The sequence below is a fragment of the Gordonia sp. 34D genome (assembly GCF_056682775.1).
On the sequence record NZ_CM155293.1, the window covers coordinates 3,447,530 to 3,472,582 of the forward strand.

Sequence of the window (25,053 nt, forward strand, 5' to 3'; positions counted from 1 at the left end):
AACTTGCATGCTTGTTGGACCAACCGGTGAGGTTGGGTGCGGAGACGATTATGTTCGGGCCTCATCGTCCAGCCATATCTCGTTCGGGAGGAACATAACGCCGCCAGGTGATCCGTAGAGTAGGCGGTGGCTCGCCTGATCGGCGAGCTGGTCCAGATGCCGCACCGTTGCGCGCAGCGCGACTGCGACTGCCGATCTGCGGATATGTTGAGATACGTCCGAGGCAGCTGATCTGTTGACTGCTGACCCGCTGCTGTCCGCCGATGTGATTGAGGCTAGCTCGTCGAGGCCCGCAAGTTCCACGAGGTTGCCAAAGGCTCCGATGAGGCTGCGGTCGGTGCGCTCAATGAGGCGTTGAGCGACCGGACTGATCCAGCGTTCCCTTCCACCCGAACGTGTCATGGTGTCGAGCATTTCGATGTGCGGACGGTAGCTGGTGGCCATAGCGGCCAGAGGGCGCAGCGCATCGTCGAGTTCGTTGATCCGTTGCCGGTGAAGATCGCTGTCCGCCTCGCGGAGACGTGCATCATGCTCAGCCTTCAGGGATTCCTCGGCCTGAGTGTGGTATTTGTGAAAATCGGGTGCTGTCAAGATTTGTGCGGTCATACGGAGCACTTCGAATTCCTGCCACACTGCGTCGCACCGTGCCTGGCTGAGACCGAGCGCTTCACGTACTGTCCCGGCGAAGCGGTCTCGCATCGGCTGGCGCAGACTGTCGCTTGCATTGCCGTTCTGCCGCGCCCAGTCCGTGATTGCGAGCAATGCCCTGTCAGGTCGGTCGTCGACGGTTGGCACGGTGAAGATCTGCACAAGGGTGTCGTAACGGTTTGAGGCGACCGCGCCGAGCCCGGCAGCGTAGACCAGACGAGTGGCGACGAGTGTTGGCAATTCGAGCGCGATGGTGTGGCCGCTCGCCCGGGTGACGTGTGCCCATTGCTCGATGAGGGGCAGCCACCACCGATCGGTGTCGGTCGTTCCCCACTGCGCCAGGGCCGCTGTCGCGGCCACCGGTACGGTGCATCCTTCGTCAATCTGGGCTACCAGTGTGTCGTATTCGCTTTCGCCGGTGAGGTTGAAGTTGGCGATGTTAAGCGCATCGATTCCTTCCAGACGTCCGACCTCGGCGGCGAAGGTGTCGTGGGCGGTGATGGCTGGCTGTGTACCGGCAAGATCGCGCTTGATTCGGTCGACGACCACGGCGGCGGTCAGTGGCGCGCGTGCTCGGCGGGTGCGCATCACCGTCACCGCGTCGGCTAGTCGAGTGAAGGCTTCGTCAGCGGTCGTCTCGAAAGCTTGTACGCCGAGGGCTGTGGCGACCTCGCGGGCGTCGCCACGTAGTGGGCTCGGGTTGATCCAAGCGGAGGTATAAAAGCGTCGGTAGTGTTGGCGCAGAGTGTCGCGCAGTGCATGGTCCCATTGCGCGGACCATCCGGCGATCAGCATTCCATGAGAGGACACGATGTCGCGCAGCAGTACGTGCATGTGCGGCTTGTAGGTGCCTAGTTCATCGTCCGTGTTCAGCATCGAGCTGGCGTCACGGTAGCTGCCATGTAGATGCACCACACAGCACTCCAAGGTGTGCAGTGGAGGCAGTCCTTCTGCGGCGCCGTCTGTGGCCACAACGACCGGTTCGATGCCGACCTCGCGGAGCGCCGCCTCGAAGAGGTGGTCGAAGTTCATTGTCACGATTACTCGCACGGTGCCCTCAGCGACCAGTCGCGCGATAGCTCGATGGGCGGGTGTGGGGTTGGGGAGCGCGGCCGCGTCCTCGGTGGCGGTGGGTTCGAAGAACTCACGTAGCACCGCTCCGCGCTCATGTGGCGCTGGAGCGACTTCGGTAAGGATGCCGCCGTAGGTGAGTGGCTTGGTGAAGGTCTTGGCGAACCAGTCCTCCACGGTGTCGCCAGTCAAGCTTGCCGCGGTGGCTTCGTCGCCCCGAATCCGGCACACTCGCTGCGCGAGTTCGACAACGATCTCCCACGCGGTCGGTACAACTCCGAATGACACTCCAGCGCCGGCGAGGACTGCATAGGCTCCAGGGGTGGAGTGCATCGAGAATGCAAGCGGTAGGTATGGGTCGTCGATCCCGGAACCTGCGGAGTCGGTCATGGCAGCATTCTATGAGCACGCCGGACAAAACTGCATGGTGCAGGTCGTAGCTCAGTGAATGCCTACTTCTCGGGTCGGTGACATGGAGCCCAATTAGCTTGTCGCCCGACGTCCGAGAACAAAAGTGGGCGATTGGCAGTGTCGGATGACAACGTGAGTGAGACTGGAGACAGTAGATGAGTCTGGGGACAGTTCCAGCCGCGCCGCCAGAGACTGGGTGCGGCCCTTTACTGGTCGGGGGACTTAACTTTTCCTTTCGGGCAGGCGGTCTTGTAGTTGGCGCGCTCTGGCCCGCTAGCCTAACCCGCACACCTGTACAGCCAAGAGACAAGAACGCGATCTGAGAGCCAAATACCTGTGAGCGCATCTGACCTGTCGATCGAAACGATGAAGCAGTTCAACAACTCCGGTTCGCAAGAGCACGTGACCGTACTGCTCGGCGCAGGCGCCTCGACTACCTCCGGACTCCCTGACTGGGACACTTTCGCGATTCGGCTTCTGCTTAAGAGCGGGGCAGTAATGGACGAGTCCATCGCCCGGCTTCTCCTGGAGAGACAGGACCCGATGCTGGTCGTGGAGGCTGCTCGGGCTGCAGATCCGGCGCGTTGGGACCAAAACCTTCGCGCTGCGCTTTACGAGGGCGTTGTTTCTGAAGAACCATCACCACTACACCTGGCCGCCGTGGGCAACCTACTCGACACGGAGGCTCCCGCTACAGATCTCGTCACGCTCAACTTCGACACGTTGCTTGAAAAAGCGATCGAACAGGAGACGGGAGGGAAGGTGGATTCGGCGACGACGGGTCGGCTTGAACGCGGGGTTCCGCACACCGTGCATCATCTGCATGGCGTGATTCAGCGATCTCGTGCCGAGCAGGTGATACTCACTCTCACTGAATTCTACGACGTGATCGCCGACAGTTCGGCATGGCAGGCGCAGTACATCAGAGAGTCGGTCACACGTGGTGCACTCGTCATCGCAGGCACCTCGTACCGGGACCCCGATCTTCGCCATTGGCTGCACGCGGCGCTTCGTGACAAGCCTGAGAATCGAGCCGCAATTGTTTTACTCGCTCGCCAAGGCTTCGCCATGACCAAGTCGCAGTTTGAAGCCACCAAATCGTCGCTAGCGGACCAGTGGCGAGCGGTCGGGATAGAGCCGGTGCTGCTAGAAGACCATGCAGACGCAGCTCAGATTATCCGCGAGCTCCGCCACATTCACGACGTCAACTACCTCGCTCCGCAGCAACGAGCGCGAGAGATCTGGGGACAGCACGCGTCCCAGTTCGAAGACTTGCAGGCAACCTACGTCGACCGCTTAGGGGAAGACGCGGAAGTCATGAAAGCTGAGCTGGACGTCGACAACTTGAACCTAACGCTCTGGATTGCGGACGGGGACAGCCACCTGGCGCGGTGGGCAGCGCACGATCGCGTCTACCGCAACCTCGAAGCGCTCCGTGCAGTCGAGACAGGGCATGACGGCCGATGGATTGCTGGGCGTGCTCTCGCCGGAGAAGAACTGCTGCACCAGGACCTGGTTCGGGCAGGCACTCACCGATGGGAATCGGTGATGGCACTCCCAATCGCAGTACCACACCCATATCTGCCTGCGGTTACCTCTGCGGTGCTCACGATCGGGCTACCGAAGCCAGCCGCGGAGTTCGCACCGACTGCGGCTATCTGGGGCGAGCAGCTCCAAGACATAGGAAACGCATGGGGCGAGCGTATCGGTTTCATAGGCTTCGAAGACCAGTGGTGAGCGGTATCGTAGGTGCCAGAGGAAGGATGGGTCGATGGAGAAACAGCGCAGCGGTTATCAAGACCTTGGCAACGGTACCTATCGAGTGAGCGGTGCCGTGCGCCGTAGTGCCGTCACCGGCCGCTTTGTTACAACCGGGAGCCGCGCAAACTCTGGCAGGGCTGTCTCCAAGAGTGTTACGGTCCGAAACCCTCGAACCGAGGTCGGCGGTAGCGCCCAAGGGTAGCGCCAGTTTCAGACTGCGCGACGCCGAGGCCACGTTTGCCCAGCCGTTTCAGTCCGGGTCAACCCCGGGAAGGTTGGCGTGCGGCGTGCCTGACCTCGGTGCCAACAAGCCTGGTGTGCGGACTGTGATCACCGATCCACACAACCTGATAGGCGTCAGTCGTTGTGACGGATGGAAGCGCTAATAGCTGCTCGGGAGTGGCCTGACCCGCGATGATCGGCGGCCGCAGCTTATGTTCGTGCATCGGCGAGTGCCGGATCGCCCTGGTGGGCGGCCTGTCATCGCACATTGATGTCATGGAGTGATGTCGCGGTTAACTGCCATCCGAAGCGAGGCTCTTCGGGGTTCAGTGGCGTGGCAGCCGACGTGGAGTTCTGGTGATGGAATTTTTACGCCGTTTACCCAGGCTGCCAGTCCAGACTTCGAGCGTCCGCAGCCACCTATGCCGCAGGCGCTCGAAGTCTGGACTGGCGACCTGGGCAAACGGTGAATTTCTGGACTGGGTTTGGTGGAAAGTCTGGACTCGCGTGCAAGGCGTTGCTGAGCTGCATGTTTGTGGTCGCCGGCTAGGTGCGCAGCAGTAGTCGACGGATTGGCCTCCGCGCGGGTGCCAGACCCTGATTGGCGGGCGAGGACCCGGGAGAGTTCGCTGGGACACTGCCTGACGGTGCTGGGCAGAGCAACGGGGGTCGACGTCTAGGGGCGGGCGACGTCGTTGGTGCACGCGGAAGGCTGCATGCGGCGACGGTTCCAGTGTTGACTACCCCAAGGGTTCGTGGACTGGTGCACATCGTCAGAATTGCTAGTTGGTTGCCATGCGTGAGTTTTGAGCGGGAGTGAAATGGCGAATCAGGCCAATTACGTTGATGGAGAGCGTAGTTCGGCACTTCTGTCACTGGTCATGCCGAGTTCGTGACCTACCCTAAGTTTGCTTATAGTTTGCTGGCGGATCATTGTGTGGTTGCATGTCTGGGTATAGCGATAGTCGCAGGGGGAAGTTCAGGGGCGTTGCTTCGTAGCTGACGAGGTTGTTTGGTACGGGGTTCGGGGTGTCTGGGGTTCTCTTTCTCGTTGTCCGAGGGAGATTTTGTTTATGCGCGTTGTGCGTGTTGTTTCGGTGTTGGCTGCGGTGGTGGCGTTGCTGCTCGGTGGTGGTGTGGCGGGGGCGGCACCGGGTGGTTCGTTTGCTGATCGGTCGATTGTGCGGACTTCTGACGATGGTTGGAAGGTGCACTTGGGCAAGTTTGGTGAGCGGGTGCATTCGGTGCCGGCACTAAGTAGTGGCCATGGTTCCTACGAAGCGTTCTTGGATTTGCGCGGGACCGCCGAGATCACCGGTCGCGGATCCTCACCGGTCGATGCTGCTGTGTTGACCACCGGTTTCCAGGTCGCGTGCCAGTGGCAGATGGATGGCGTTCAGGTCGGGGTCACGGGTGGGCCGACAGCTCAGATGTCGATCTCGTACCCGCCGGCAATGGTTATTGGCGCGCAGGTCATGCCAAGTATCTCCACGACGTTGCGGAATGGGACGTCGACGGATGTGAAGTTTGCGACCAAGCAGTTGCGAGGTCCGAAGGCTGGTGCCCGGATGGAGGGTGTGCGGGTGGAGATCTCCGGTTGTGTGGGTCTGGCTAAGCCGGCGGTCCGCGCGTATGTGCGGGTGGCGATGAGCACGGCGGTCAACGACAACACCTTCAGCCTCTACGGCAAGCCACATCACCTCTAACCTGCCGGGGTTGATCGACCAGTTCTTTTGTTCAAATTCCATGACGTCTTCAAGGGGGAATCTGTGAGTACGGGAACTGATGTGGGTGCTCGACACTCGGGGGAGAGTGTGGATGGTCAGGCCGCTGGGGAGGGGTCTGGGGCGGTGCCGGTGTGGACTGTCGTGTCGTTCATCGCTGCCTGCGCGTTGTTGGTGTTGGCGGCGATGAATCTGACGAATCTGGGTCCGTGGGCTGCCGAACACGGTCAAGTGTTGGTGTTTTTGGGGTTCTTTTTGGTGATGTCGATCGCCGGGCGTTGGTTCTGGTCCGGCGTCGACAGCATTGTCGGTGCGGTCCGCGGCAACAAGAACACCGAATAGGGCGCCAGCGCGATGAGGGGGAAAGCAATGTTTGTGGGGGAACAACGTCGCCGTCGGGGTGCGGCGGTGATTGCTGGGCTGGGGACCCTGGCAGTTTCGGCCGGGATTGCCGTAGCTGGGCTGACCGGTGCCGGTAGTGGTGCTGGTGTTGCTGGGGCTGATGCTTTGTGTGATCAGATGCGTGCGCAGTATGGGCCGGGTTGGCCGTGTATTAGCGTGCCGACGTATACCCCGCCGCCGACGATGCAGGCCCCACCGGAGGCGGGTGCTCCGGGTGCCCCATCGCAGGGTGGGCCGGTGATTGGTGGTGATGCTGGTCCGGGGCCTGGTGAAGGGAACGGGACCCCGATCGTGGGTGGCCCGACCCCGGAGTCGACGCCCAACGCTGGCACCGAACCGAGTTCGCCGGGGCTTTCGGAACAGAACGCTGCTCCCGGGGGAAGTCGCCCGGCAATCAGCAGCGTGGCACCGCCTACGCCGTCGCTACAACCATCGAGTCGGCCTGAGAATTCACATCCGTCGTCAAGTGTGGAGCGATCGCTAGAGGAAGACTCGTCATCCGATACCGGTTTCGCATTCTGGATCGTGGCTGGCGCTGCGGCATTCGCGGTCGGGCGACGTCGAGTGTCGTCATCTGGCTATTCCCGACCCCAGACCAAGATGGGCTCGATCGCAGTGGCCGCCGCAGTCCCACAGGCGGGGCCAAGTGGGAGCAATTCCGAATTGCCCGGGGCCGAAGACCATTGGAAGCCTGGCGACGGAGGGGTTGTTCCAGGTGTGGAGGGTCCCAGATCCGATGGCGAAGAGGACCGTCGAGAGGATCGTGATTTCGAACCGCAGCCGGAACCGGAACCGCAGCCGGAACCGGAACCGCAGCCGGAACCGGAACCGCAGCCGGAACCGGAACCGGAACCGCAGCCGGAACCGCAACCGCAACCGCAGCCGGAACCGGAACCGCAGCCGGAACCGCAACCGAATCGTCCGGAAGCTCCCGGATCGCCGGACACGGACGGAGGCTACGGCCCGGGTTCGGGTTCTCAGCGGCCGAACGACGCCCCCACGATAATCCCTATGCCGAACACGTATGGCCCTGGATCAGAGGGTTTCCCAGAAGGTGAAGGACAATTGCCGCCGTTGATCAAGGCGCTTCCTTTTTACCCAAATGCGCAGAACCCTGAGATTGGTGCTATTCCGAACGCTCCACTTTCACCAGGAGAACTAGAAGCAGATCCAGCGTTTGCATTTCTAATACCTGCTGGAATTGCTGCCGTCGTCACGGCAGAGACGCTTGCGTACCTTGCGTTCCTTTTGGCATCCGGGGTGACCATCGGCTATATGATGGCCAATCGTGACGAGATTATGGACGGGATCCTCAGTACCGTCATCGGCGCTAAATGGGTGGCTGATCAACTAGGTTCTGTTCTAGATAGGTTCTTCAGTGAGAACGCTCCAGAGACCCCGGATCTGGATCGTGCCAAGGAGGCGATCAAAGACCTTCCGAGGGGGAATAACAAGGGCGTAAAGATTGTTCCCGACGATGCCACACTGGAGGAGTTGTTTGAGAATATCTCTAAGGGAGGAGCAGAAGTTGAAATGCCAGGGTATGGAGGTGCAGTCCGGGAGATGCCTGATGGAACTAGGATCGGACTACGAGAAAGTTCCGAGTCGGGTGGTCGCACGATAGACATTATCCCGAGAAATGGAAAGCGATTTAAAATACATATTGGCTGACAGTATTAGGGGAGACTATGGGAATTTATGAAAGAATATTGGAAGATGGAATTTCCCTTGGCGTGGATGACTATATAGCGATACTGGAATTCTATTCATCTGCCAGAACGGTCTTGGGAACCTCTGAATTTGATCCCGAAAGTGTGATGGGTCCTGTCTTTGACTCTCTAATTGACGATGAAATGATGATTCCCGGCACTTTGGTAGGGGGGTTTAAGCCGTGGTCAGAAACTATGACGAAGGAGGTTGTAAAAGACAAGATCCGTCAGTATCTTCGCGAGAATGGAACTTGGCCAGATAGTGGTTTCGAAATATGGTTTAAACTAACCGATCGTGGAGTTGAGAGGGCTCGTCTGATTCCTGACTAAGAATCGAATCTCTGAATTTGAGTTACTGAAATTTGGATTCAATCATTCTTTGGATATCAGGGCCCGTTGATCTGTAATTCGTGGGTGTCTCTGCGGCAGTGACCCACGTGCGCGGGTACTCAGCGCTCTCTCACGACGTAGACGCGGCTCGGCCGATCGACGAGGATCTCGTTCGGTTGCTCAGGATCTGATCGCCGAGTACATGGAATCGGTAGCCGTGGGCTCTCGTGCGTCGTTCACTGCTGCGGGGTAGATCTGCTCGAACTTCGCTTGTCCGCGTCGGTCCAACGGATGTGGTCGATGAGAACTGTCCACGGTTGATCGAAGCCGCCACGTTGCTTCAAGTAACCATCACCGGCGAAGAGTTCGATCCGGTAGTGGTTGCGGTTGTCGGCAAGTTCTCCGATCCGCCGGATCGGGGCGTTGGAAGATCCGGGTGTCAAGTCTTTTGGCGACAACGCCTTCAGCCTCTACGGCAAGCCACATCACCTCTAACCTGCCAGGGTTGATCGACCAGGTCTTTTGTTCAAATTCTATGACGTCTTCAGGGGGGAATTCTGTGAGTACGGGAACTGATGTGGGTGCTCGACACTCACAAGAGAGTGTTGATGGTCAGGCCGCTGGGGAGAGGTCTGGGGCGGTGCCGGTATGGACTGTCGTGTTGTTCATCGCTGCGTGCGCGTTGTTGGTGTTGGCGGCGATGAATCTGACGAATCTGGGTCCGTGGGCTGCCGAACACGGTCAAGTACTGGTCTTTTTGGTGATGTCGATCGCCGGGCGTTGGTTCTGGTCCGGCGTCGACAGCATTGTCGGCGCGGTCCGCGGCAACAAGAACACCGAATAGGGGCGCCGGCGCGATGAGGGGGAAAGCAATGTTTGTGGGGGAACAACGTCGCCGTCGTGGTGCGGCGGTGATCGCTGGGCTGGGGACCCTGGCGGTCTCGGCCGGCATCGCCGTAGCTGGGCTGACCGGTACCAGCGGCAGTGCTGGTGTGGCTGGGGCTGATGCTTTGTGTGATCAGATGCGGGCTCAGTATGGGCCGGGTTGGCCGTGTATTAGCGTGCCGACGTATACCCCGCCGCCGACGATGCAGGCCCCACCGGAGGCGGGTGCTCCGGGTGCCCCGTCGCAGGGTGGTCCGGTGATTGGTGGTGATGCTGGTCCTGGGCCTGGTGAAGGGAACGGGACCCCGATCGTGGGTGGCCCGACCCCGGAACGGGGTAACCGGCCGCCAGCGAGCACGGGGCCGGGGAGGACTCCGGCTCCGGCCACCCTCGAGCGCGGTGCCGAGCAGGGGCAGCCTCGGTCAGTAGAAACGCCGGGACGTGCAGTATCGCCGGCAACACAAGAAGTTGGCAAGCGGGCGCCCGCGGAAACTGTGCAAGATGATCGACCAGATGGTGATGACGGTGGCGTCATTCCATTGGCGTTCTGGTTGTTGGCCGCTGCGGCTGCGGTGGGTGCTGCAAGTCCTCGGGCACGATCGGTACTTTCTCGAGGTGGATCGACTCGGGCGACGGTGGGGCCCTCACGAATGGTGCTCATCCATGACGAGTCCTCGCCGAAGACGTATCGGTTTGCGATGAATGTTCCCGACGGCGGCCGCACGACCGCTAATCCTGATGGGTCAGCAACCGTCTATGACAAGGGTGGCAATCCAGTTCGTCAGGTAGCCAAGCCGTGGGCCTTCGACGCCGCTGGGCGTCAACAGAAGACGTGGTACGAGGTTGCCGAGAATGGTGACCTTATCCAGCATGTCGAACCCGCGGATAACGCGTTGTTTCCGATCCTTGCTGACCCGGCAATGTTGCCATCGCCTGGCAACGACATTCCATGGGGGCCCGATCATCCCGACTGGGACCCGAAATATGACCTTGGTCGTCCCGACCTCCAGAAGTCAATGAAGGGCTCCCGTCGGGGGGACTGACGCTGGACCCTCCCAACGAGTTGCCCCAACTGCCCCCGGTTGAGAACCAGCCGGTCGAGCCGCCACCGGTAGAAACACCTCCCGTTGAACCACCTCCTGTTGAAACGCCCCCGATTGGCGGAACTGATCCTTCTGCGCCTACCTCGCCCGGTGCAACCGGCGACGGCGTCGTCGTATCGCCTGCGTTCGTAGTTCCGTCGCTTCCTCGGGTGATCCGGGAGCTCCCGGGAGTGGTCAAAAAGGTACCTGGCTCTTCGAATCTAAGAGTGCGTAGGGGCGCTTTGTGACGTGGCGGGCTGACCACAAGATGTAGGCGGGCCCTGTGGTGTGAAATGGAAGTTCCTCAACAGCCACACACACCAATCAGGACCCAATGAGCGAGCATACTTGCGATGTTGCCGACACGATCTGCCGAACCGTCGAACTCGGCCTCACGATCACCGACGCCGCCGTCGACCGCCACAACGACACCCACATCTTTGCTCGAGTTCTCGACCCCGATCCGCACTGTCCCGATTGCAACATTGCAGGTCAACTACGCGATCACGCCGACCGAGTCCTCACCGACATTCCCACCGCCGGGTACCCAGTGCGACTGCACATCGCCGTGCCGCGCTACCTGTGCAGCACCAGCGAGTGCCGGCGAACAATCTTTCGGGCCAACATCGAGCACATCGCCGCCCCGCGGGCAGTGGTCACCGCCAGGACCACACGGTGGATCCTGCAACGCATCGCGACCGACAAGATGAGCGTTGCCGCGGTCGCCAAGAATCTCTCCCTCGCCTGGAAAGTGGTCAACAGGATTGCCCTGCAAGCCTGCCGAGACCTGGCCTACGGCAGCACCCACCTCGCCAACGTCCGATACCTCGGGATCGACGAGCACAAGTGGAAACACGTTCGCGGACAAGGGGACCCAAGCTTCGTGACGGTGTTGATAGATCTGACACCGGTGATCGACGGAACAGGCCCGGCACGCCTGCTGGACATGATCGCTGGCCGGGAGAAGAAGTCGGTCAAGGCCTGGATCGCCGCCCGTGATCAGGCCTTCCAGGACCGCATCCAGATTGTTGCGATGGATGGGTTCACCGGCTACAAAACCGCCACGTCCGAACAGCTCCCGAAGGCTCGGGTGGTGATGGATCCGTTTCATGTGGTGCACCTAGCCGGAGCGAAACTGGACTTGTGCCGGCAACGGATCCAGCAACTGACCTGCGGTCACCGCGGACGCAAAAGCGATCCGCTCTATCGGATCCGGCGGATCCTGCACACCCGAACCACCCTGCTCACTGACAAGCAGAAGATTCGCCTCTTTGAGTCGTTGACCAGCCATGATGACCACGTAGCGGTCGAGGTGACCCATCAGGTCTATCAACAATTGATAGCGGCCTACGAGCATCGCGAGCGTCGTGAGGGAAAGAAGCTTATGTACAAAACGCTCAAACGAATCCACCAGGGCGTGCCCTCCGCGTTGGCTGAACTGGCGCAGTTGGGTCGTAGTCTCTGGGCCCGCCGAGCCGAAATCCTGGCCTACTTCGACACCGGCGTCTCCAACGGACCCGTCGAAGCCGTCAATGGCCGCCTTGAACACCTCCGCGGCATCGCCCAAGGATTCCGCAACCTCGAGCACTACATCTTGCGGTCACTTCTACATTCAGGTCAGTTCGAAGAACGGATCAACGCACTCTGAAATCCGAAGAGCCAGGTACCTGACGCGATCCGGCAGCTACCTCGATTCTTTACGCCGCGAAAAGGTGATCCTGGGTACGACGGCGGAATTGCGTTAGCGAAGTTACTGGAGGAGTTGAGAAAGAACCCAGATCCTGGGTCTCTCACCGATGCAGAACTCGACGAAATTCTCAAGAACGCCGAAGTTGCGCGCGAATGGGTTAAGGAGCTTCCGGATCCGGTAAGGGGACAATTTGAAGATGACTTAAATAAGCACAACGACCTGTTGGATCGACTCGAACAGGAACGTCGTGAACGCGACGGCCGTAGGATTTGGCCCGGGCCAAACGAAGGCGGTCCGCCGGGTAAGGACAGCCCAGATCCGAATGCGCCGGTTCAGCCGGGCGAGGGAGAAAATGGGCCGGATGGGCCGAGTCAGCCGGGTGATCCTGAACCAGGACCGGATTCACCGACGCAACCCGCGGATCCCGATCCAGGACCGGACGGGCCTGCACAACCCGGAGATCCCGATCCAGGACCAGACTGGCCTGCACAACCTGGGGATCCCGATCCAGGACCGGACGGGCCCACACAACCCGGGGATCCGGAACCAGGGCCCAGTACTCCCATGCCGCCGCAAATCCCGGATCCGGGAACGAATCAGCCAACGGAGCCAGCTCTCCCGGGCGATTCTGACGGTTCGGAAGGGACCGGCGGCGGCGAGCAGTCTGAAGGGGGTCTGACTCCGGCGCGGCCGGCACCGGAATTCCCCGATCGAGGGGTGCCAGGTGGGGTCACGCCGCCTGGTCAGAGGGTGCCTGAAACCACTGGGCCTCCGGTGCCGGGCGACGTTTCACCCGGTGTCCCGGGCGACCGTGTGCGCCCTGGTAGTCCGAGCGATCAGATCTCCGAGATGATCAGCAGTGCATTGGGCGCGATCATGCAGACTATTGCACCGGACGATCCTGCAGTCCGGGAACAGATCCTTGAAATTCTGGGGCCGATAGCAGACGACGCGCACGCTGCCGTGGAAGCCACCTTGGAAGATATTCTGAGTGCGCAGGTGTGGGGCACCAAGGTCCACAAAGCGTTCGAGGATCTCGTTGATGCGATGGCGGACCAGATCGGGCAGGTGCTCGGTGAAGGCTTCATCATTTATCCCGAGCAATCAATTCTGAAGGGGAAGTCTCTCGAGATTGGCAAGGATGGCAAGATTGAATGGGCGCTACGCGGAGCGCCTAACACAGTCCGCCCTGATGTGATCGTCACGCAAGTGATCGATGGGGTGGAGACGTTAGTATTCATTGTAGATTTGAAGACCGGCAAAGCGGGTATCTCGAAGGCGTGGGCGCGGAGTTTGCAGGAGATCTTTGATATTCCGTTCGAGCAGTTGGGTGACGTGGTTCGGGAGTTACGGCCGAGTCTGCCTCGGCCTACTCAGGTTTACGAAGAGGAGAAAATTCTGTGGCAATAAGCGTAAAGCAGTGGCGATCGGTGATTGCTGAATCGGCTGACATTCTTGGAGATGATTGGCACGTCGCAGGAAAAGGGCGACTTACGGCGCTGGTGCGAAGCAGGCCTCAATGGCTATTGCAATTTGTCTACCAAGAACCGACATCAAACGGCCGGTTGGTCGCTTATCAGGGGCTCTTATCGGCTCATCTTCCATGGAGCGAATCTGGCCAAGGCGGAGTTACCGGAGGGCAGTTTCGTGACCCGGATTTCCCGGATCGACGATTTAGTGATGTTAGCGACCCCGCGGTCGTCGCGGCATTTGCTCAAGCGGCTACCCGGTTGAAGCTTGATCCGGTATTTGATGTCAGTAAAGCCCTGGAAGTCGAAGAAGATTACTACGTTCGCAATTGTGATCGGGGTAATGAGGATCGTATTTATAGTGGGATGACGTTGCGTCGTCTTATTTCGTTGCGTGTGTTGTGTAGTTCGAGGCCGTTGCCGGATTTGGTTTCTGATGTGCGTCGGGTTTTGGACGATGATAATTTTTCGTCGTTTGGGATTTTGGGGGATCGGAGTCCTGATCGGGGTGAGGCCCGGAATCGGGCGATGTGGCAGGACTTGTTTGTGCGGTTGGAGGCTGGGGATCGTCCTGCGGTGCAGGAGTTGTTGGCGCAGACGAGGTTTGATTCGTTGCGGGCGTTTGGGCTTGCTGAGGAAGATATTCCTGATCCTATTTTTCCGGAACCGGAGGTGCAGTGGTGAGTACGTATGGATTGGTTGTTGTTGCTGATCTGACAGAGGCTGGCGCGGCTGAAGCGTTGGTTTCGCGAGTGAAGTCGGCGTTGATTGCGAGTTGGGGCGCGGGCCAGTCGCCAGTCGAGGACCTGGAGTATGAGGTCGTCGACGCCGCGGGCGGTGTTCGGGTTTCGATCAATGTGCAGGGGATGGTTGCTGATCGTCGTGAGGCGGATTTCTTCGTCGGATCTCCGGTTGGGCGTGCGGTGGTCTGTGAGGACGGCGATGAGTACGGGGTCCTTTTTCAGGTGTGGCGTTTGGATCCTGCCGGGAGTGAGTGCTTGTACCGGGCGTATGTGCATGACCCCGATGAGGATCCGGAACCGGCGACTGCGGCGCGGGCAATCGTCGGTGCGGGGCCTGCTGCGGCTGCGGCTGATCTCTACGATGTTGATCCGCAGGTTCTGCTTGACCTGGAGGCAGATCCCAGTCCTGTGAGCGATGAGTTGGGTGTGATTGGAACGCCGTTTGAGCCGTGGCTATCGCACTTTGGGGTGGAGTGGCCCGACCTGGGGTGATGTGACAAGGACGCCAGTGTGACGGCTCGCCTCGATGTGTTTGGGGTGGGCAGTTGTCGTTGGTGGGGGTTTGCGCCGCGATTTCGTGCGTTACCTACTACGCCGTGTCGCACATCACTCAATCCCCAAACTTAAGCGGAATACGCTCAACTCTTACGGGGTTGAACTATGCGTGAGGCCAACATGAGCCTCGTAGACTTAGGTTCGGAGTAGCTCCGAACGCGTAACCAACAGAAGGGCGAATGTCAGTGGATAGTTTCACCCCCACCACCAAGACGCAGGCAGCGCTGCAAGCGGCTGTCCAAGACGCGGCTGCAGCGGGCAACCCCGATGTGCGGCCCACCCATATTCTCGTGGCGCTCCTTGAGCAGACCGACGGTATTGCAGCACCGCTGCTGAAGGCTGTCGGCGTCGATCCGGTCCGGATCCGTAACGAGGCAAAAGGATTGGTCGACCGTGCGCCGACTGTCTCCAGCGCAAGCGCTCAGCCTCAGCTGAGTCGCGAGTCGATCGCCGCCATCACCGCGGCGCAGAAGCTCGCGACCGAACTCACCGACGAATACGTCTCCACCGAACACCTCATGGTCGGACTGGCGACCGGCGATTCCGATGCAGCACGACTGCTGGCCGGTTCCGGTGCAACGCCGGAGGCTTTGCGTGACGCATTCGTCGCCGTCCGCGGCACCGCACGTGTCACCAGCGAAGACCCGGAGTCGACGTACCAGTCGCTCGAGAAGTACTCGACCGACCTCACCAAGCGGGCCCGCAACGGCGAGCTCGACCCTGTGATCGGCCGCGACTCCGAAATTCGTCGCGTGGTGCAGGTGCTGAGCCGTCGCACCAAAAACAACCCGGTCCTCATCGGTGAACCCGGCGTCGGTAAGACGGCGATCGTCGAAGGCTTGGCGCAACGTGTTGTTGCCGGTGACGTCCCAGAGTCGTTGCGCGGCAAGACCGTCATCTCCCTCGACCTGGGTTCCATGGTGGCCGGTGCCAAGTACCGCGGTGAGTTTGAAGAGCGACTGAAGGCTGTCCTCGACGAAATCAAGGCCGCCGACGGACAGATCATCACGTTCATCGACGAACTGCACACCATCGTCGGCGCCGGTGCCACCGGCGACTCCGCGATGGACGCAGGCAACATGATCAAGCCGTTGCTGGCCCGCGGCGAACTGCGGCTGGTCGGTGCGACCACCCTCGAGGAATACCGCAAGTACATCGAGAAGGACGCCGCACTGGAACGCCGCTTCCAGCAGGTGTACGTCGGGGAGCCGTCGGTGGAAGACACCATCGGCATCCTGCGCGGACTGAAGGAACGGTACGAAGTGCACCACGGCGTGCGCATCACCGACTCCGCGCTGGTGTCGGCGGCAACCCTGTCCGACCGGTACATCACCTCGCGGTTCCTGCCCGACAAGGCCATCGACCTCGTCGACGAAGCCGCGTCGCGCCTACGCATGGAAATCGACTCGCGCCCCGTCGAAATTGACGAGGTGGAGCGCATCGTCCGACGCCTCGAAGTGGAAGAAGTCGCCCTCGAAAAGGAGACCGACGCCGCGTCGAAGCAACGACTCGAAGCACTCCGCAGCGAGCTCGCCGACCACCGCGAAAAGCTGAGCGAACTGTCGGCGCGCTGGCAGTCGGAGAAGACCGCCATCGACGCAGTCCGCGACGTCAAGGAAGAGCTGGAACGCCTGCGCGGTGAGGCCGATCGTGCCGAACGCGACGGCGATCTCGGCAAGGCCGCCGAACTCCGGTACGGCAAGGTCCCCGGCCTCGAGAAGCAACTCGAGGAGGCGATCGAAAAGTCCGGCGGCGACCCGGATACCGGCGACGTCATGTTGCAAGAAGAGGTCGGACCCGACCAGGTGGCCGAAGTGGTTTCGGCATGGACGGGTGTGCCCGCGGGCAAGATGCTCGAAGGCGAGACGGCCAAACTGCTGCGCATGGAAGATGAGCTCGGCAAGCGCGTCATCGGTCAGCTCGACGCGGTCAAGGCCGTCTCGGACGCGGTCCGCCGCGCCCGTGCTGGCGTCGCCGACCCGAACCGACCCCTCGGCTCGTTCCTGTTCCTGGGACCGACCGGTACCGGTAAAACCGAACTCGCGAAAGCATTGGCCGAGTTCATGTTCGACGACGAACGCGCCATCGTTCGTATCGACATGAGCGAGTACGGCGAAAAGCACAGCGTCGCAAGGCTCGTCGGTGCTCCTCCCGGCTACGTCGGGTACGAGGCCGGCGGTCAGCTGACCGAAGCCGTGCGTCGTCGCCCGTACTCGGTGGTCCTGTTCGACGAGGTCGAGAAGGCTCACCCGGACGTCTTCGACGTGCTGCTGCAGGTCCTCGACGAAGGTCGCCTGACCGACGGTCAAGGACGCACGGTGGACTTCCGCAACACCATCCTCATCCTGACGTCCAACCTGGGTGCCGGGGGTGACAAGGACCAGGTGATGGCGGCAGTGCGCTCGGCGTTCAAGCCGGAGTTCATCAACCGACTCGACGACGTCGTCATCTTCGACGCCCTGTCGCCGGACCAGTTGGTGCGGATCGTCGACATTCAACTCGACGGACTCGCCAAGCGACTGCAGCAGCGTCGCCTTGAACTCGACGTCACGCCGCAGGCGAAGCAATGGCTGGGCGAACGCGGATTTGATCCGCTCTACGGCGCCCGTCCTCTCCGCCGCCTCGTGCAGCAAGCCATCGGCGACCAGCTCGCCAAGGCCCTGCTCGCAGGCACCGTCCGCGACGGCGACACCGTCAAGGTCGACGTGACCGACGACGGCGAAGGCCTCGTCGTCGGATAATTGGGAGAAATACAAAGCGGTCCCGTTCCCCGGTGGGGAGCGGGACCGCTTTGCTGAGTACGGACGTGCACCAGTTCCGAACAGTTAGACCGGGGACGAGGCTACTTAGCCAAACCCTGGTAGTTCAGTACCGCGCCGGGGCGTGGCCAGGCGAACTTCAGGAGTTTGCCGGTGCTGGAGGCGGTCACGTAGGCGGTCTTCATGTCGTCGCCACCCCAGCAGATGTTCGTGATGCCGGGGTCGCCGTCGGTGTCGATGGCGACGAACTCCACCGTCTCACCCTCTGGACTGATGACCATGATGCCGGGATCGGCGAGCGATGCCACGCAAATGTTGCCGTTCGCTTCGACGCCGAGCGAATCCAGGCACCGGTGTTCGCGCGAGGCCCAGAGAAAGTTCGCACCGCCCGATCCGGCGATGCTGCGACCGCCGACTACCTGCCCCGGAGCGGTCACCTCCCACCACCAGACGCGAGCTGACAACGTTTCGCTCACGTACAACCGGGTACCGTCGGGGGAGAGGCCAATCCCGTTTGGATTGTTCATGTCCGAGGCAACCAGCGAGATGCCTGAGCCGTCTGGCTGGCAGTAGAAGATTCGACCGCGATCGGCGACGATCCCGTCGCTTTTCCCGTAGTCGGTGATGTAGCAGCCGCCATGGGCGTCGAAGACAATGTCGTTAGGGCCGCGGAGGGAAAGGCCATCACACTCGGTGTACAGCGTTTCGACTTCGCCGGTGGTCAGGTCAACAGCCTGGAGGCTACCAGTGACGTAGTCGTCGGGGGTGCCGCCGGAGAAGGCCAGGTCCCCGACCATAATCCGATTCTGGCCGCCACTGTTGGCGATGTAGACGCGACCGTCCGGGCCAATCGCGGCACCGTTTGGCCCGCCGCCGAGTTCAGCGACGATGGTACGAGTGCCGTCGGGCGACACCCGGGTCAGGGTTCCGCGGTGGATCTCGACGGTGAGGACGTCGCCGTTGGGGAGGACGACCGGGCCTTCCGGAAATAGCAGGCCGGTGGTGACAATTTCGAAGGGCAAATTGCTCATGGGATTCGCTTTCGAGTTGGGCTGGGGTGAATGGGGCGTGGGTGGGAGGGCGCCTAGCTGTACTGCTCGCGAAGCACGTTCTTGCGGACCTTGCCGCTGACGGTTTGAGGCAATTCGTCAGCGAAAATGACGCGGCGCGGTTGCTTGAATCGAGCCAACTGGGAGGTACAGCTCGCGATGACGTCATCCTCGCTGACGGCCGCGTTGGCCTTAGGGACGACGATGGCGGTGACGACCTCACCCCAGCGCTCGTCGGGGAGTCCGATGACTGCGGTCGCCAGCACATTTGGGTTCGTGTGGATAGCGTTCTCCACCTCGACGGAGTAGACATTCTCGCCGCCCGTGATGATCATGTCCTTCGCCCGGTCGACGATGTAGAGGAACCCTTCCTCGTCGGCACGAGCGAGGTCGCCGGTCCGGAACCACCCGTCGATGAAGGCCGATTTATTGGCGTCAGGATTGTCGAGGTACCCGGTGGTCACCTGATCGCCACGCACCACCATTTCACCGATCTCGCCCGGCGCGCACTCCTCGCCTCCGGCTCCGAGAACACGGATGTCGACTAACGACATCGGCTTGCCGACGGCATCGAGAAGGTGGGTTTCGCCGGCTGCAGCTCGAACGTGGGCTTCTTTGTCGAGCGTGATCATGTTGCCGCCGACTTCGGTCATGCCCATGCCTGCGTACACAATCGGCCCGAACTTTTCGATCGTCTGGCGTAGAACTTCAGCGGGGATCTTTGACGCGCCGTAGCCCATCCACTCCAGGCTGCTGAGGTCGTAACTGTTGATCTTCGGATGAGCCAGCAGCATCTGCATCATCGTGGGAGCAAAGCCACCACTGGTGACGCCGCTCTCGGCGACGATTTGCATCCAACGTTCGGGGTCCCAACCGGACATCATCAAGACCGAACCGCCACGGTACTGATGCAGTGGAGCCAGATAGCCAGCGATGTGGCACAGGGGCATCGCATTGAGCATCACGGTGTCGGGGCCGGGAGCGTACTCAATGACCGACTGTATAAGCGCGGTGTTGAGATTTCGGTGACTTAGGCGCGCACCCTTGGGCTTTCCAGTAGTGCCGCTGGTGTAGAGGATCCAGGCGTCGTCATCGTCGCTGAAGGTGATGTCGGGAGCAGTTTCGGATGCGGCACCGAGTAGATCCTCGTAGCTGTAGAACTCGGGGGCATTGCCGCCGATGACCACGATGGACTCGACCGATGTCAGGTCGTTCCGATAGTCGGCGATTGCTTCGAGGTAGTCGGGAGTCACCAGGATCACCCGGGCGCCAGAGTTATTGAGCGTCCAGACCCATTCGAGCGGGTGCAGTCGAAAGTTCAGCGGAACCAGCGTCATCCCGGCGGCGGGGACACCGTAGTACGCCTCGATGTACTCCAGATTGTTCTCCGACAGGATCGCGACGCGAGATCCTGGGGCGGCGATGCCTCTGAGAGCGTTCGCGAGTCGTGTGGATCTGAGGTATAGCTCGCTGAATGTCCGGCGGTCTTCGGTGTCGCACATCGCGAGCGCGAGACGGTTGGGGAATCGTGATGCGTTGCGTCGCAGGACGTCCGTGTAGTGCATTGAGTCTCCTCGTTGTTATTGGGAGCACGGTCGATTGCATACAATGACTGTGATCTGAGTGAACTATGTAGCATATTGCCGCGCAATTCAGCAGTTTGTCGGCACGTTGTCCATAAATTGTATGGAAAGTTGAGTTCTTGGAGATCTGCCTGCACCGACTTGCGCCTCGTGGTTCAGTGGTGCGAGCAGGTTTATGAGCCTTATGGTGCGTGCGTTCCAAAGAGCCGCCGGTGATAGACGAGTGGGCGGCCATCGGTGAGTTCAGCGGTCTCTACCGCACCCACGGCGATGAGGTGATCGCCGCCTTCGATGAAGTCAGTAACGGTGCATGCCACCCAACCGGGCGCTTCGGCGACCCGCGGCAAGCCGTCGTGGACATCCCAATGTGTGCCGTGGAACTTATCGGTGCCCTTCTTTGCGAACGTCATCGCGGTGTCCGTTTGGTTTGAACCCAGGATGTTGAGTCCGAATCGCCCAGATGCTTGGACTGAGGCCAGGGTGTCCGATCGACGGTCGAGGCAGACAAGAACCATCGGCGGGTTCATCGACAACGATGAAAATGCGCTTACCGTGGTTCCGAAAGGAGTCTCGCCATCGAAGGTCGTAACGATGGAGACCGGACTGGCGACGTTAGCCATGACCTCTTTGAACGCATCGCGAATGTCGGGTTGGCAGGTTTTCATTTCTCCCCTTGAAGTCTCGGGCCGTCGACGACCGTCCAGTTCCGACGGTGAGGGTCGACTCTTGCTCGAGAGGTTGTTTGCAGGCGTCGACATCGTCGACATGAGGCATCGCCATCGGGATTCGGGAGTAGATGGTGGACCTAGGCGGGGGCTCGGGCCAGGAGGTTTAGTCGGCGATGCCCAAGGCCTGCGACCACAGGACCGTGATCGTATTGATTGCTTCCTCGTCCGAAGACGGCCGACCGAGGCCCTGGGCATTGGTACCCAGCCAGAGATTGCAGCTGTGTTCGAGCATCGAAGAGAGGGCCGACGCGACCACGTAGGGGTCCAACGAAGGGTCAAGACGGCCATTGTCTTGCATTGCTGCGGCGAGGTGCGCGAAGCTGCGGACGCCGACTTCCCGAATTCGCATCCACATGTCCATGAAAAGCGGGTCGGTGGCTGCCGCGTGTGTGACTCCAACCATTTCGGGAAGGAACTCCGTATACGTCTGCCAGAACGCGGCTATCGAGTCGCGCAGCATACTGGCCGAAAAGTCTTGGAGCGGTTCGGTAGTCGTCAAACGGGCGCGTTCGAGAAAGTCGTCCAGCAGGACTTCGAGGATGTCGCTCTTGTCGTCAAAGTAGTTATAGAGCGTCGCCGGGGACTTGCCGGCTTCTTCGGCGATGTCGGCGATCCGGGCATTCAGATACCCGTCCCTGGCAAAGACGGTGCGTGCAGCATCTTTGATGGTCTGTTCCGTCTGGCGGCCTTTGGCGCCTTTGCCGGTGCGGTCGGCGCGACTATCGACCATCTGAACTTCCTCCATCGACATTCCACCTGGCCCGGCTCGACGACATCCTATCCGTCCAAGGTCCGCGTTAGAACTTGGGCATCACGTGCTTGGAGAACAGTCGCATACTGTCCATGAGCATGTCGTGCGGTAGGCCGCCGACGTCGAACACCGCCAGGTGAATGTCGGGATCAACAGCGTCCTTGACCGTCAACATCCGGTCGACGACGACATCGGGGCTGCCGCACATCGCGGTACCGGCCAGGAGCTTGTCAAAGTCGACGGGTCGAGTGTTGCCGAGCAAGTCGTAGGCCCACTGAACATAATTTGTCAGGTACGGCTTCCACTGCTCGCGGGCCTGCTCGGTGGTTTCGGCAACGTGCACGTAGCTGCACGATCCGACGAGGGGCTCGAGGCCCTTCTCGGTCATCAATTCGCGGTACAGCGTGACCAGCGGCCCCCATCCGTCGAGGCTTCCGAAGATACTCGGCAGCATCAGTGGCAATCCTTGCGCCGCGGTACGGCGTACGGATTCTTCGGTGGTGCCGGTGCCCATCCATACCCGCGGAGCGGCGACGGGACTCGGCTTCAGTTGGATCTCGTCGAGGGGGCCGCGGAACTCGCCGGACCAACTGAACGGTTCCTTCTCGGTCCAGAGGCGATTGAGCAGGGCAGTCTTCTCGGCGAGAATCTCGGCACCGCGGGCGGGGTCGAGTTGGCCGAAGGCGGCGTAGGCATCTTTGTTGATGCCGCGGCCGACAACGATATCTGCTCGTCCACCAGAGAGTAGGTCTAGAGTCGCGAAATCCTCGGCCACTCGAACGGGGTCGGAGGTAGCGAGCAGGGTAACGGCGGTGGTGAGGCGAATCGTGCTGGTGCGTTCGGCGATCGCGGCCAGCAGCATATTCGGCGACGAGATGATGTAGTCGTTGAAGTGATGCTCGCCCAGGGCAACCATGGAAAAGCCCAACTGTTCGGCTTCGATCGAACTGTCGACGATCGACCGGAGGCGTTCGCCCTGCGTTGTGCGGATTCCAGTGTGGGGATCGGCGAGGTGATCGCCGAGGCTCATGACACCCAGTTTCATTGCAAAGCTCCCTTTCGATTGAAAAACTAAAACTGACGTTAGTTTCAGTTTTCGGATGGTGTCAAGGTTTTGGTGAAAGTTGGCGCATGGCGATGGCTGGACTGTGGGCAGGTGGAAGGCCCAGGAGTGCTAGGTGGTGAGGCCCAGTGCTCGCACGGCGAGAGCGTTCACGGTCTCGAACGCGGTGTCGGGTTCGTCATTCTCACCCAAGACGTATCGCAGGTACAGGGTGCGATCGACCATTGCTCCGAGCGCCTGGGCTGCGGTGTGTGGGTTCAAGTCTGCGGGAACTAACCCCTGCTGTTGCCAGTGGCGGATGGAGTTTGCGGTTCGCGCATTGGTCTCTGCGCGATGTTGGTGTCGCAACTTCGCGAATTCCGGGTCGATGGTGGCGACTTGCTCGACGATCGCCATGAGCGCTGAACGGTCCCGGTAGCGATCCCAGAACACGCGGTTGGCGTGTGTCAGACGTTCGGCTGGGCTCTCGTCGGCGTGGGCGACGGGTTCGTGTGGCGCGAACATTTCGCGGAATAGTTCGTCGGCAACCTGGTAGAAGATCGCCTCTTTGGACTCGAAGTGGGTGTAGAAGGTGCCATAGGCGACATGCGCGGCTTTGGCGATGTGGGACACGCGGGCGTCGACGAATCCGCGTTCGGCGAACACGGTTTTGGCGGCATCGATCAGCTTCTCGCGGGTGGCTCGGCCGCGGCTGGTCGCCGGTAGTCCGACCTCAGTCACCCGTGAATCGTAGCAGCCAGTGCGAGCGGATCGGATATGATATGACAATCATGTCAAGTTTCATCGGGTGCTCAATCGAGCTGCCCGCCACGCTTTTGAGAGGTCGATCATCGTGACCGCAACCAACACTGAATTCGAGATCAGCGGCGTCAACCACCTCGCCCTGGTCTGCTCCGACATGGCCCGAACCGTGGAGTTCTACACCCGGGTTCTCGGCATGCCACTCATCAAGACCATCGAAATACCCGACGGGGGAGGCCAGCACTTCTTCTTCGACATGGGCGGCGACAACCACCTCGCGTTCTTCTGGTTCCCCAACGCACCCAAGGCTGCACCCGGGATCGCCGCTGCATCCGGGATCCCCGGCAAGGCCGACATCACCAGCGCCGTCGGCTCCATGAACCACGTTGCCTTCACCATCCCGGAAGACAAGTTCGACGAGTACCGCCAAAAGCTCAAGGACAAGGGTGTCCGTGTCGGGTACATCCTCAACCACGACGACAGCGTCTCCGGCGTCGCACGTGAGATGCATCCCGGCGTATTTGTCCGGTCGCTGTACTTCCAAGACCCCGACGGCATCCTGCTCGAGTTCGCGGCCTACACCCGCGAGCTGACCGCCGCCGATATTCGCCACGAACCCAAGACCGCCGCGGATCGCACCGTCGCCGACAACTAACCGATTGGAAATCTAATGCCACGCCTGCGCCAAGTACCCCGCTCCGAGGTTGAAGCCGACATCGTCGTGCGGATGTACGACCAACTGTTTGGCCCGGACCGCGACCCCGTCGCCGAGCCCGGCACCGAAGCCGGAACTCCCGGCGATTGGTGGACCGTGTTTGCGCTGGTCCCCGATGTCTTCAAGCATGCGGTTCGGGGTTTCGCGCTGTATCGAAGCCCCAAGCGTCTGCTCGATCCCGTGCTGCGCGAACTCGGCCAGACCCGCGCCGGATGGGCCCGCGGCAGTCAGTTCGTGTTCTCTCAGCACTGTAAGTCGCTCCGTTCACTCGGTGTCTCGCAGGAGCGCATCGAGGCCATCCCGTCGTGGCAGGTGTCGGAACTGTTCACGCCGATCGAGCGCGCAGTCTTGGCGTACACCGATGCCCTCGTCTACGACGGTGGTCGGGTGGACGACGCGATCGTTGCTGCCCTCCACAAGGAGTTGAGCGACGAGCAAATCTTGGAACTGACATACATTACGTGCCTGTACGACATGCATGCGGTGATGAGTCGCGCGCTACGTGTGGAGTTCGACGACCGCGACGATCCGATCGTCGAGGTCGCTGCTCCGGAAGGCTACGACGCGTTCGACGTTGGTGCCGCCACCAGCCTGGCCGAGGATCGTCAGTGACGTCCGAAGATGCCTTCTACAACTCCCCGACGGCAGCCGAATTAGTCGACGCGGTGCGCGAATTTCTGCAGGACCAGGTTCTCGATGCCACGTCGGGCAGCGTCGGGTTTCACGTCCGTGTCGCCATTAATGCGCTGTCGATCGTCCACCGGGAGTTGACGGCCTCCGACGACGCTCCGGACAACTATCGTCGCGAGATCGCGGCTCTCGGCTACCCCGACAGTGCGGCATTCGCCGAGGCTATCGCGGCTGGCGATCTAGACGACCGGAGCAGTGAACTCAATGCCTTGCTGACCCGGGCCGTCGCGGCCAAGCTGCAGGTCGACAATCCGAGACTTCTGGAGAAGTAA

At 60.9% G+C, this 25,053-nt stretch carries 23 protein-coding genes; 15 read left to right on the plus strand and 8 right to left on the minus strand.

Features of this window, described 5'->3' with window-relative positions; all coding sequences use genetic code 11:
• Positions 1 to 48 precede the first annotated feature (48 nt).
• Positions 49 to 2,109, minus strand: coding sequence for an SIR2 family protein (locus AC1L34_RS15970; RefSeq protein ID WP_480034918.1), 2,061 nt, complete (start codon positions 2,107 to 2,109; stop codon positions 49 to 51).
• Between the two features lie 357 nt (positions 2,110 to 2,466).
• On the opposite strand from AC1L34_RS15970, the gene AC1L34_RS15975 reads away from it, so the two are divergent.
• The 5 genes from AC1L34_RS15975 to AC1L34_RS15995 all read left to right on the plus strand — a co-directional run bounded on the left by AC1L34_RS15975 (position 2,467) and on the right by AC1L34_RS15995 (position 8,278).
• The gene (locus AC1L34_RS15975) at positions 2,467 to 3,867 is read left to right on the plus strand and encodes an SIR2 family protein (RefSeq protein WP_480034919.1); all 1,401 of its coding nucleotides are present in this window, start codon (positions 2,467 to 2,469) and stop codon (positions 3,865 to 3,867) included.
• A 1,319-nt stretch (positions 3,868 to 5,186) separates the two neighbouring features.
• Positions 5,187 to 5,819, plus strand: a complete 633-nt coding sequence (locus AC1L34_RS15980; protein WP_424293135.1) for an MspA family porin — start codon at positions 5,187 to 5,189, stop codon at positions 5,817 to 5,819.
• 63 nt (positions 5,820 to 5,882) lie between these two features.
• Positions 5,883 to 6,179 (plus strand): hypothetical protein, encoded by a 297-nt coding sequence (locus tag AC1L34_RS15985; RefSeq protein ID WP_480034920.1) that lies wholly within the window; start codon positions 5,883 to 5,885, stop codon positions 6,177 to 6,179.
• 1,071 nt (positions 6,180 to 7,250) lie between these two features.
• Positions 7,251 to 7,910: a hypothetical protein gene (locus AC1L34_RS15990; protein WP_480034921.1), complete on the plus strand. Its 660-nt coding sequence runs from the start codon at positions 7,251 to 7,253 to the stop codon at positions 7,908 to 7,910.
• A 17-nt stretch (positions 7,911 to 7,927) separates the two neighbouring features.
• Positions 7,928 to 8,278: a hypothetical protein gene (locus AC1L34_RS15995; RefSeq protein WP_480034922.1), complete on the plus strand. Its 351-nt coding sequence runs from the start codon at positions 7,928 to 7,930 to the stop codon at positions 8,276 to 8,278.
• A gap of 236 nt (positions 8,279 to 8,514) precedes the next feature.
• Here AC1L34_RS15995 and AC1L34_RS16000 read toward each other — a convergent pair whose 3' ends face one another.
• On the minus strand, positions 8,515 to 8,721 hold the full coding sequence (locus AC1L34_RS16000; RefSeq protein ID WP_480034923.1) for a hypothetical protein: 207 nt from the start codon (positions 8,719 to 8,721) through the stop codon (positions 8,515 to 8,517).
• A gap of 116 nt (positions 8,722 to 8,837) precedes the next feature.
• Between AC1L34_RS16000 and AC1L34_RS16005 the strand changes: the two genes are divergently transcribed.
• The 7 genes from AC1L34_RS16005 to clpB all read left to right on the plus strand — a co-directional run bounded on the left by AC1L34_RS16005 (position 8,838) and on the right by clpB (position 17,443).
• Complete coding sequence (locus AC1L34_RS16005; RefSeq protein WP_480034924.1) at positions 8,838 to 9,122, plus strand: hypothetical protein; 285 nt, start codon at positions 8,838 to 8,840, stop codon at positions 9,120 to 9,122.
• 13 nt (positions 9,123 to 9,135) lie between these two features.
• Positions 9,136 to 10,206 carry a hypothetical protein gene (locus AC1L34_RS16010; protein ID WP_480034925.1) on the plus strand — a complete coding sequence of 357 codons (1,071 nt, stop codon included), beginning with the start codon at positions 9,136 to 9,138 and terminating at the stop codon, positions 10,204 to 10,206.
• A gap of 373 nt (positions 10,207 to 10,579) precedes the next feature.
• A complete protein-coding gene (locus AC1L34_RS16015; protein ID WP_480034709.1) occupies positions 10,580 to 11,893 on the plus strand; it encodes an ISL3 family transposase in 1,314 nt (437 codons plus the stop codon).
• A gap of 891 nt (positions 11,894 to 12,784) precedes the next feature.
• Positions 12,785 to 13,345: a hypothetical protein gene (locus AC1L34_RS16020; RefSeq protein ID WP_480034926.1), complete on the plus strand. Its 561-nt coding sequence runs from the start codon at positions 12,785 to 12,787 to the stop codon at positions 13,343 to 13,345.
• Positions 13,336 to 14,088: a hypothetical protein gene (locus AC1L34_RS16025; protein WP_480034927.1), complete on the plus strand. Its 753-nt coding sequence runs from the start codon at positions 13,336 to 13,338 to the stop codon at positions 14,086 to 14,088. Before AC1L34_RS16020 ends, AC1L34_RS16025 begins: the two co-directional genes overlap by 10 nt.
• The gene (locus AC1L34_RS16030; protein WP_480034928.1) at positions 14,085 to 14,639 is read left to right on the plus strand and encodes a hypothetical protein; all 555 of its coding nucleotides are present in this window, start codon (positions 14,085 to 14,087) and stop codon (positions 14,637 to 14,639) included. The genes AC1L34_RS16025 and AC1L34_RS16030 overlap by 4 nt, the downstream gene beginning before the upstream one ends.
• A 248-nt stretch (positions 14,640 to 14,887) precedes the next feature.
• Positions 14,888 to 17,443: an ATP-dependent chaperone ClpB gene (gene clpB, locus AC1L34_RS16035; protein ID WP_480035339.1), complete on the plus strand. Its 2,556-nt coding sequence runs from the start codon at positions 14,888 to 14,890 to the stop codon at positions 17,441 to 17,443.
• Positions 17,444 to 17,544: 101 nt separating this feature from the next.
• On the opposite strand, the gene AC1L34_RS16040 is transcribed toward clpB, so the two are convergent.
• The 6 genes from AC1L34_RS16040 to AC1L34_RS16065 form a co-directional block, all read right to left on the minus strand.
• Positions 17,545 to 18,492: an SMP-30/gluconolactonase/LRE family protein gene (locus AC1L34_RS16040; protein ID WP_480034929.1), complete on the minus strand. Its 948-nt coding sequence runs from the start codon at positions 18,490 to 18,492 to the stop codon at positions 17,545 to 17,547.
• Positions 18,493 to 18,545: 53 nt separating this feature from the next.
• Positions 18,546 to 20,075, minus strand: coding sequence for an AMP-binding protein (locus tag AC1L34_RS16045; protein ID WP_480034930.1), 1,530 nt, complete (start codon positions 20,073 to 20,075; stop codon positions 18,546 to 18,548).
• A gap of 200 nt (positions 20,076 to 20,275) precedes the next feature.
• A complete protein-coding gene (locus tag AC1L34_RS16050) occupies positions 20,276 to 20,758 on the minus strand; it encodes a flavin reductase family protein (RefSeq protein WP_480034931.1) in 483 nt (160 codons plus the stop codon).
• 166 nt (positions 20,759 to 20,924) lie between these two features.
• On the minus strand, positions 20,925 to 21,566 hold the full coding sequence (locus AC1L34_RS16055; protein ID WP_480034932.1) for a TetR/AcrR family transcriptional regulator: 642 nt from the start codon (positions 21,564 to 21,566) through the stop codon (positions 20,925 to 20,927).
• 52 nt (positions 21,567 to 21,618) lie between these two features.
• Positions 21,619 to 22,617 carry an LLM class flavin-dependent oxidoreductase gene (locus AC1L34_RS16060; protein WP_480034933.1) on the minus strand — a complete coding sequence of 333 codons (999 nt, stop codon included), beginning with the start codon at positions 22,615 to 22,617 and terminating at the stop codon, positions 21,619 to 21,621.
• 129 nt (positions 22,618 to 22,746) lie between these two features.
• Positions 22,747 to 23,355, minus strand: coding sequence for a TetR/AcrR family transcriptional regulator (locus AC1L34_RS16065; protein ID WP_424294524.1), 609 nt, complete (start codon positions 23,353 to 23,355; stop codon positions 22,747 to 22,749).
• Between the two features lie 112 nt (positions 23,356 to 23,467).
• Here AC1L34_RS16065 and AC1L34_RS16070 point away from each other — a divergent pair, with 112 nt between their 5' ends.
• From AC1L34_RS16070 to AC1L34_RS16080, 3 genes are read left to right on the plus strand one after another with little or no spacing between them, the layout of a single operon-like run.
• The gene (locus AC1L34_RS16070) at positions 23,468 to 24,031 is read left to right on the plus strand and encodes a VOC family protein (RefSeq protein WP_480034934.1); all 564 of its coding nucleotides are present in this window, start codon (positions 23,468 to 23,470) and stop codon (positions 24,029 to 24,031) included.
• Between the two features lie 15 nt (positions 24,032 to 24,046).
• Positions 24,047 to 24,703, plus strand: a complete 657-nt coding sequence (locus AC1L34_RS16075) for a carboxymuconolactone decarboxylase family protein (RefSeq protein ID WP_480034935.1) — start codon at positions 24,047 to 24,049, stop codon at positions 24,701 to 24,703.
• Positions 24,700 to 25,053, plus strand: coding sequence for a DUF6285 domain-containing protein (locus tag AC1L34_RS16080; protein ID WP_424294527.1), 354 nt, complete (start codon positions 24,700 to 24,702; stop codon positions 25,051 to 25,053). Before AC1L34_RS16075 ends, AC1L34_RS16080 begins: the two co-directional genes overlap by 4 nt.

Excerpts from the sequence above, each read along its gene's own strand:
- AC1L34_RS15990 (WP_480034921.1), top strand. The coding sequence starts at position 7,251 with ATGCCGAACACGTATGGCCCTGGATCAGAGGGTTTCCCAGAAGGTGAA.
- AC1L34_RS16075 (WP_480034935.1), top strand. The coding sequence starts at position 24,047 with ATGCCACGCCTGCGCCAAGTACCCCGCTCCGAGGTTGAAGCCGACATC.
- AC1L34_RS16015 (WP_480034709.1), top strand. The coding sequence starts at position 10,580 with ATGAGCGAGCATACTTGCGATGTTGCCGACACGATCTGCCGAACCGTC.
- AC1L34_RS16045 (WP_480034930.1), bottom strand. The coding sequence starts at position 20,075 with ATGCACTACACGGACGTCCTGCGACGCAACGCATCACGATTCCCCAAC.
- AC1L34_RS15995 (WP_480034922.1), top strand. The coding sequence starts at position 7,928 with ATGGGAATTTATGAAAGAATATTGGAAGATGGAATTTCCCTTGGCGTG.
- AC1L34_RS16020 (WP_480034926.1), top strand. The coding sequence starts at position 12,785 with ATGATCAGCAGTGCATTGGGCGCGATCATGCAGACTATTGCACCGGAC.
- AC1L34_RS15980 (WP_424293135.1), top strand. The coding sequence starts at position 5,187 with ATGCGCGTTGTGCGTGTTGTTTCGGTGTTGGCTGCGGTGGTGGCGTTG.
- AC1L34_RS16060 (WP_480034933.1), bottom strand. The coding sequence starts at position 22,617 with ATGAAACTGGGTGTCATGAGCCTCGGCGATCACCTCGCCGATCCCCAC.
- AC1L34_RS16010 (WP_480034925.1), top strand. The coding sequence starts at position 9,136 with ATGAGGGGGAAAGCAATGTTTGTGGGGGAACAACGTCGCCGTCGTGGT.
- AC1L34_RS16055 (WP_480034932.1), bottom strand. The coding sequence starts at position 21,566 with ATGGAGGAAGTTCAGATGGTCGATAGTCGCGCCGACCGCACCGGCAAA.
- AC1L34_RS15970 (WP_480034918.1), bottom strand. The coding sequence starts at position 2,109 with ATGACCGACTCCGCAGGTTCCGGGATCGACGACCCATACCTACCGCTT.
- AC1L34_RS16050 (WP_480034931.1), bottom strand. The coding sequence starts at position 20,758 with ATGAAAACCTGCCAACCCGACATTCGCGATGCGTTCAAAGAGGTCATG.
- AC1L34_RS16040 (WP_480034929.1), bottom strand. The coding sequence starts at position 18,492 with ATGAGCAATTTGCCCTTCGAAATTGTCACCACCGGCCTGCTATTTCCG.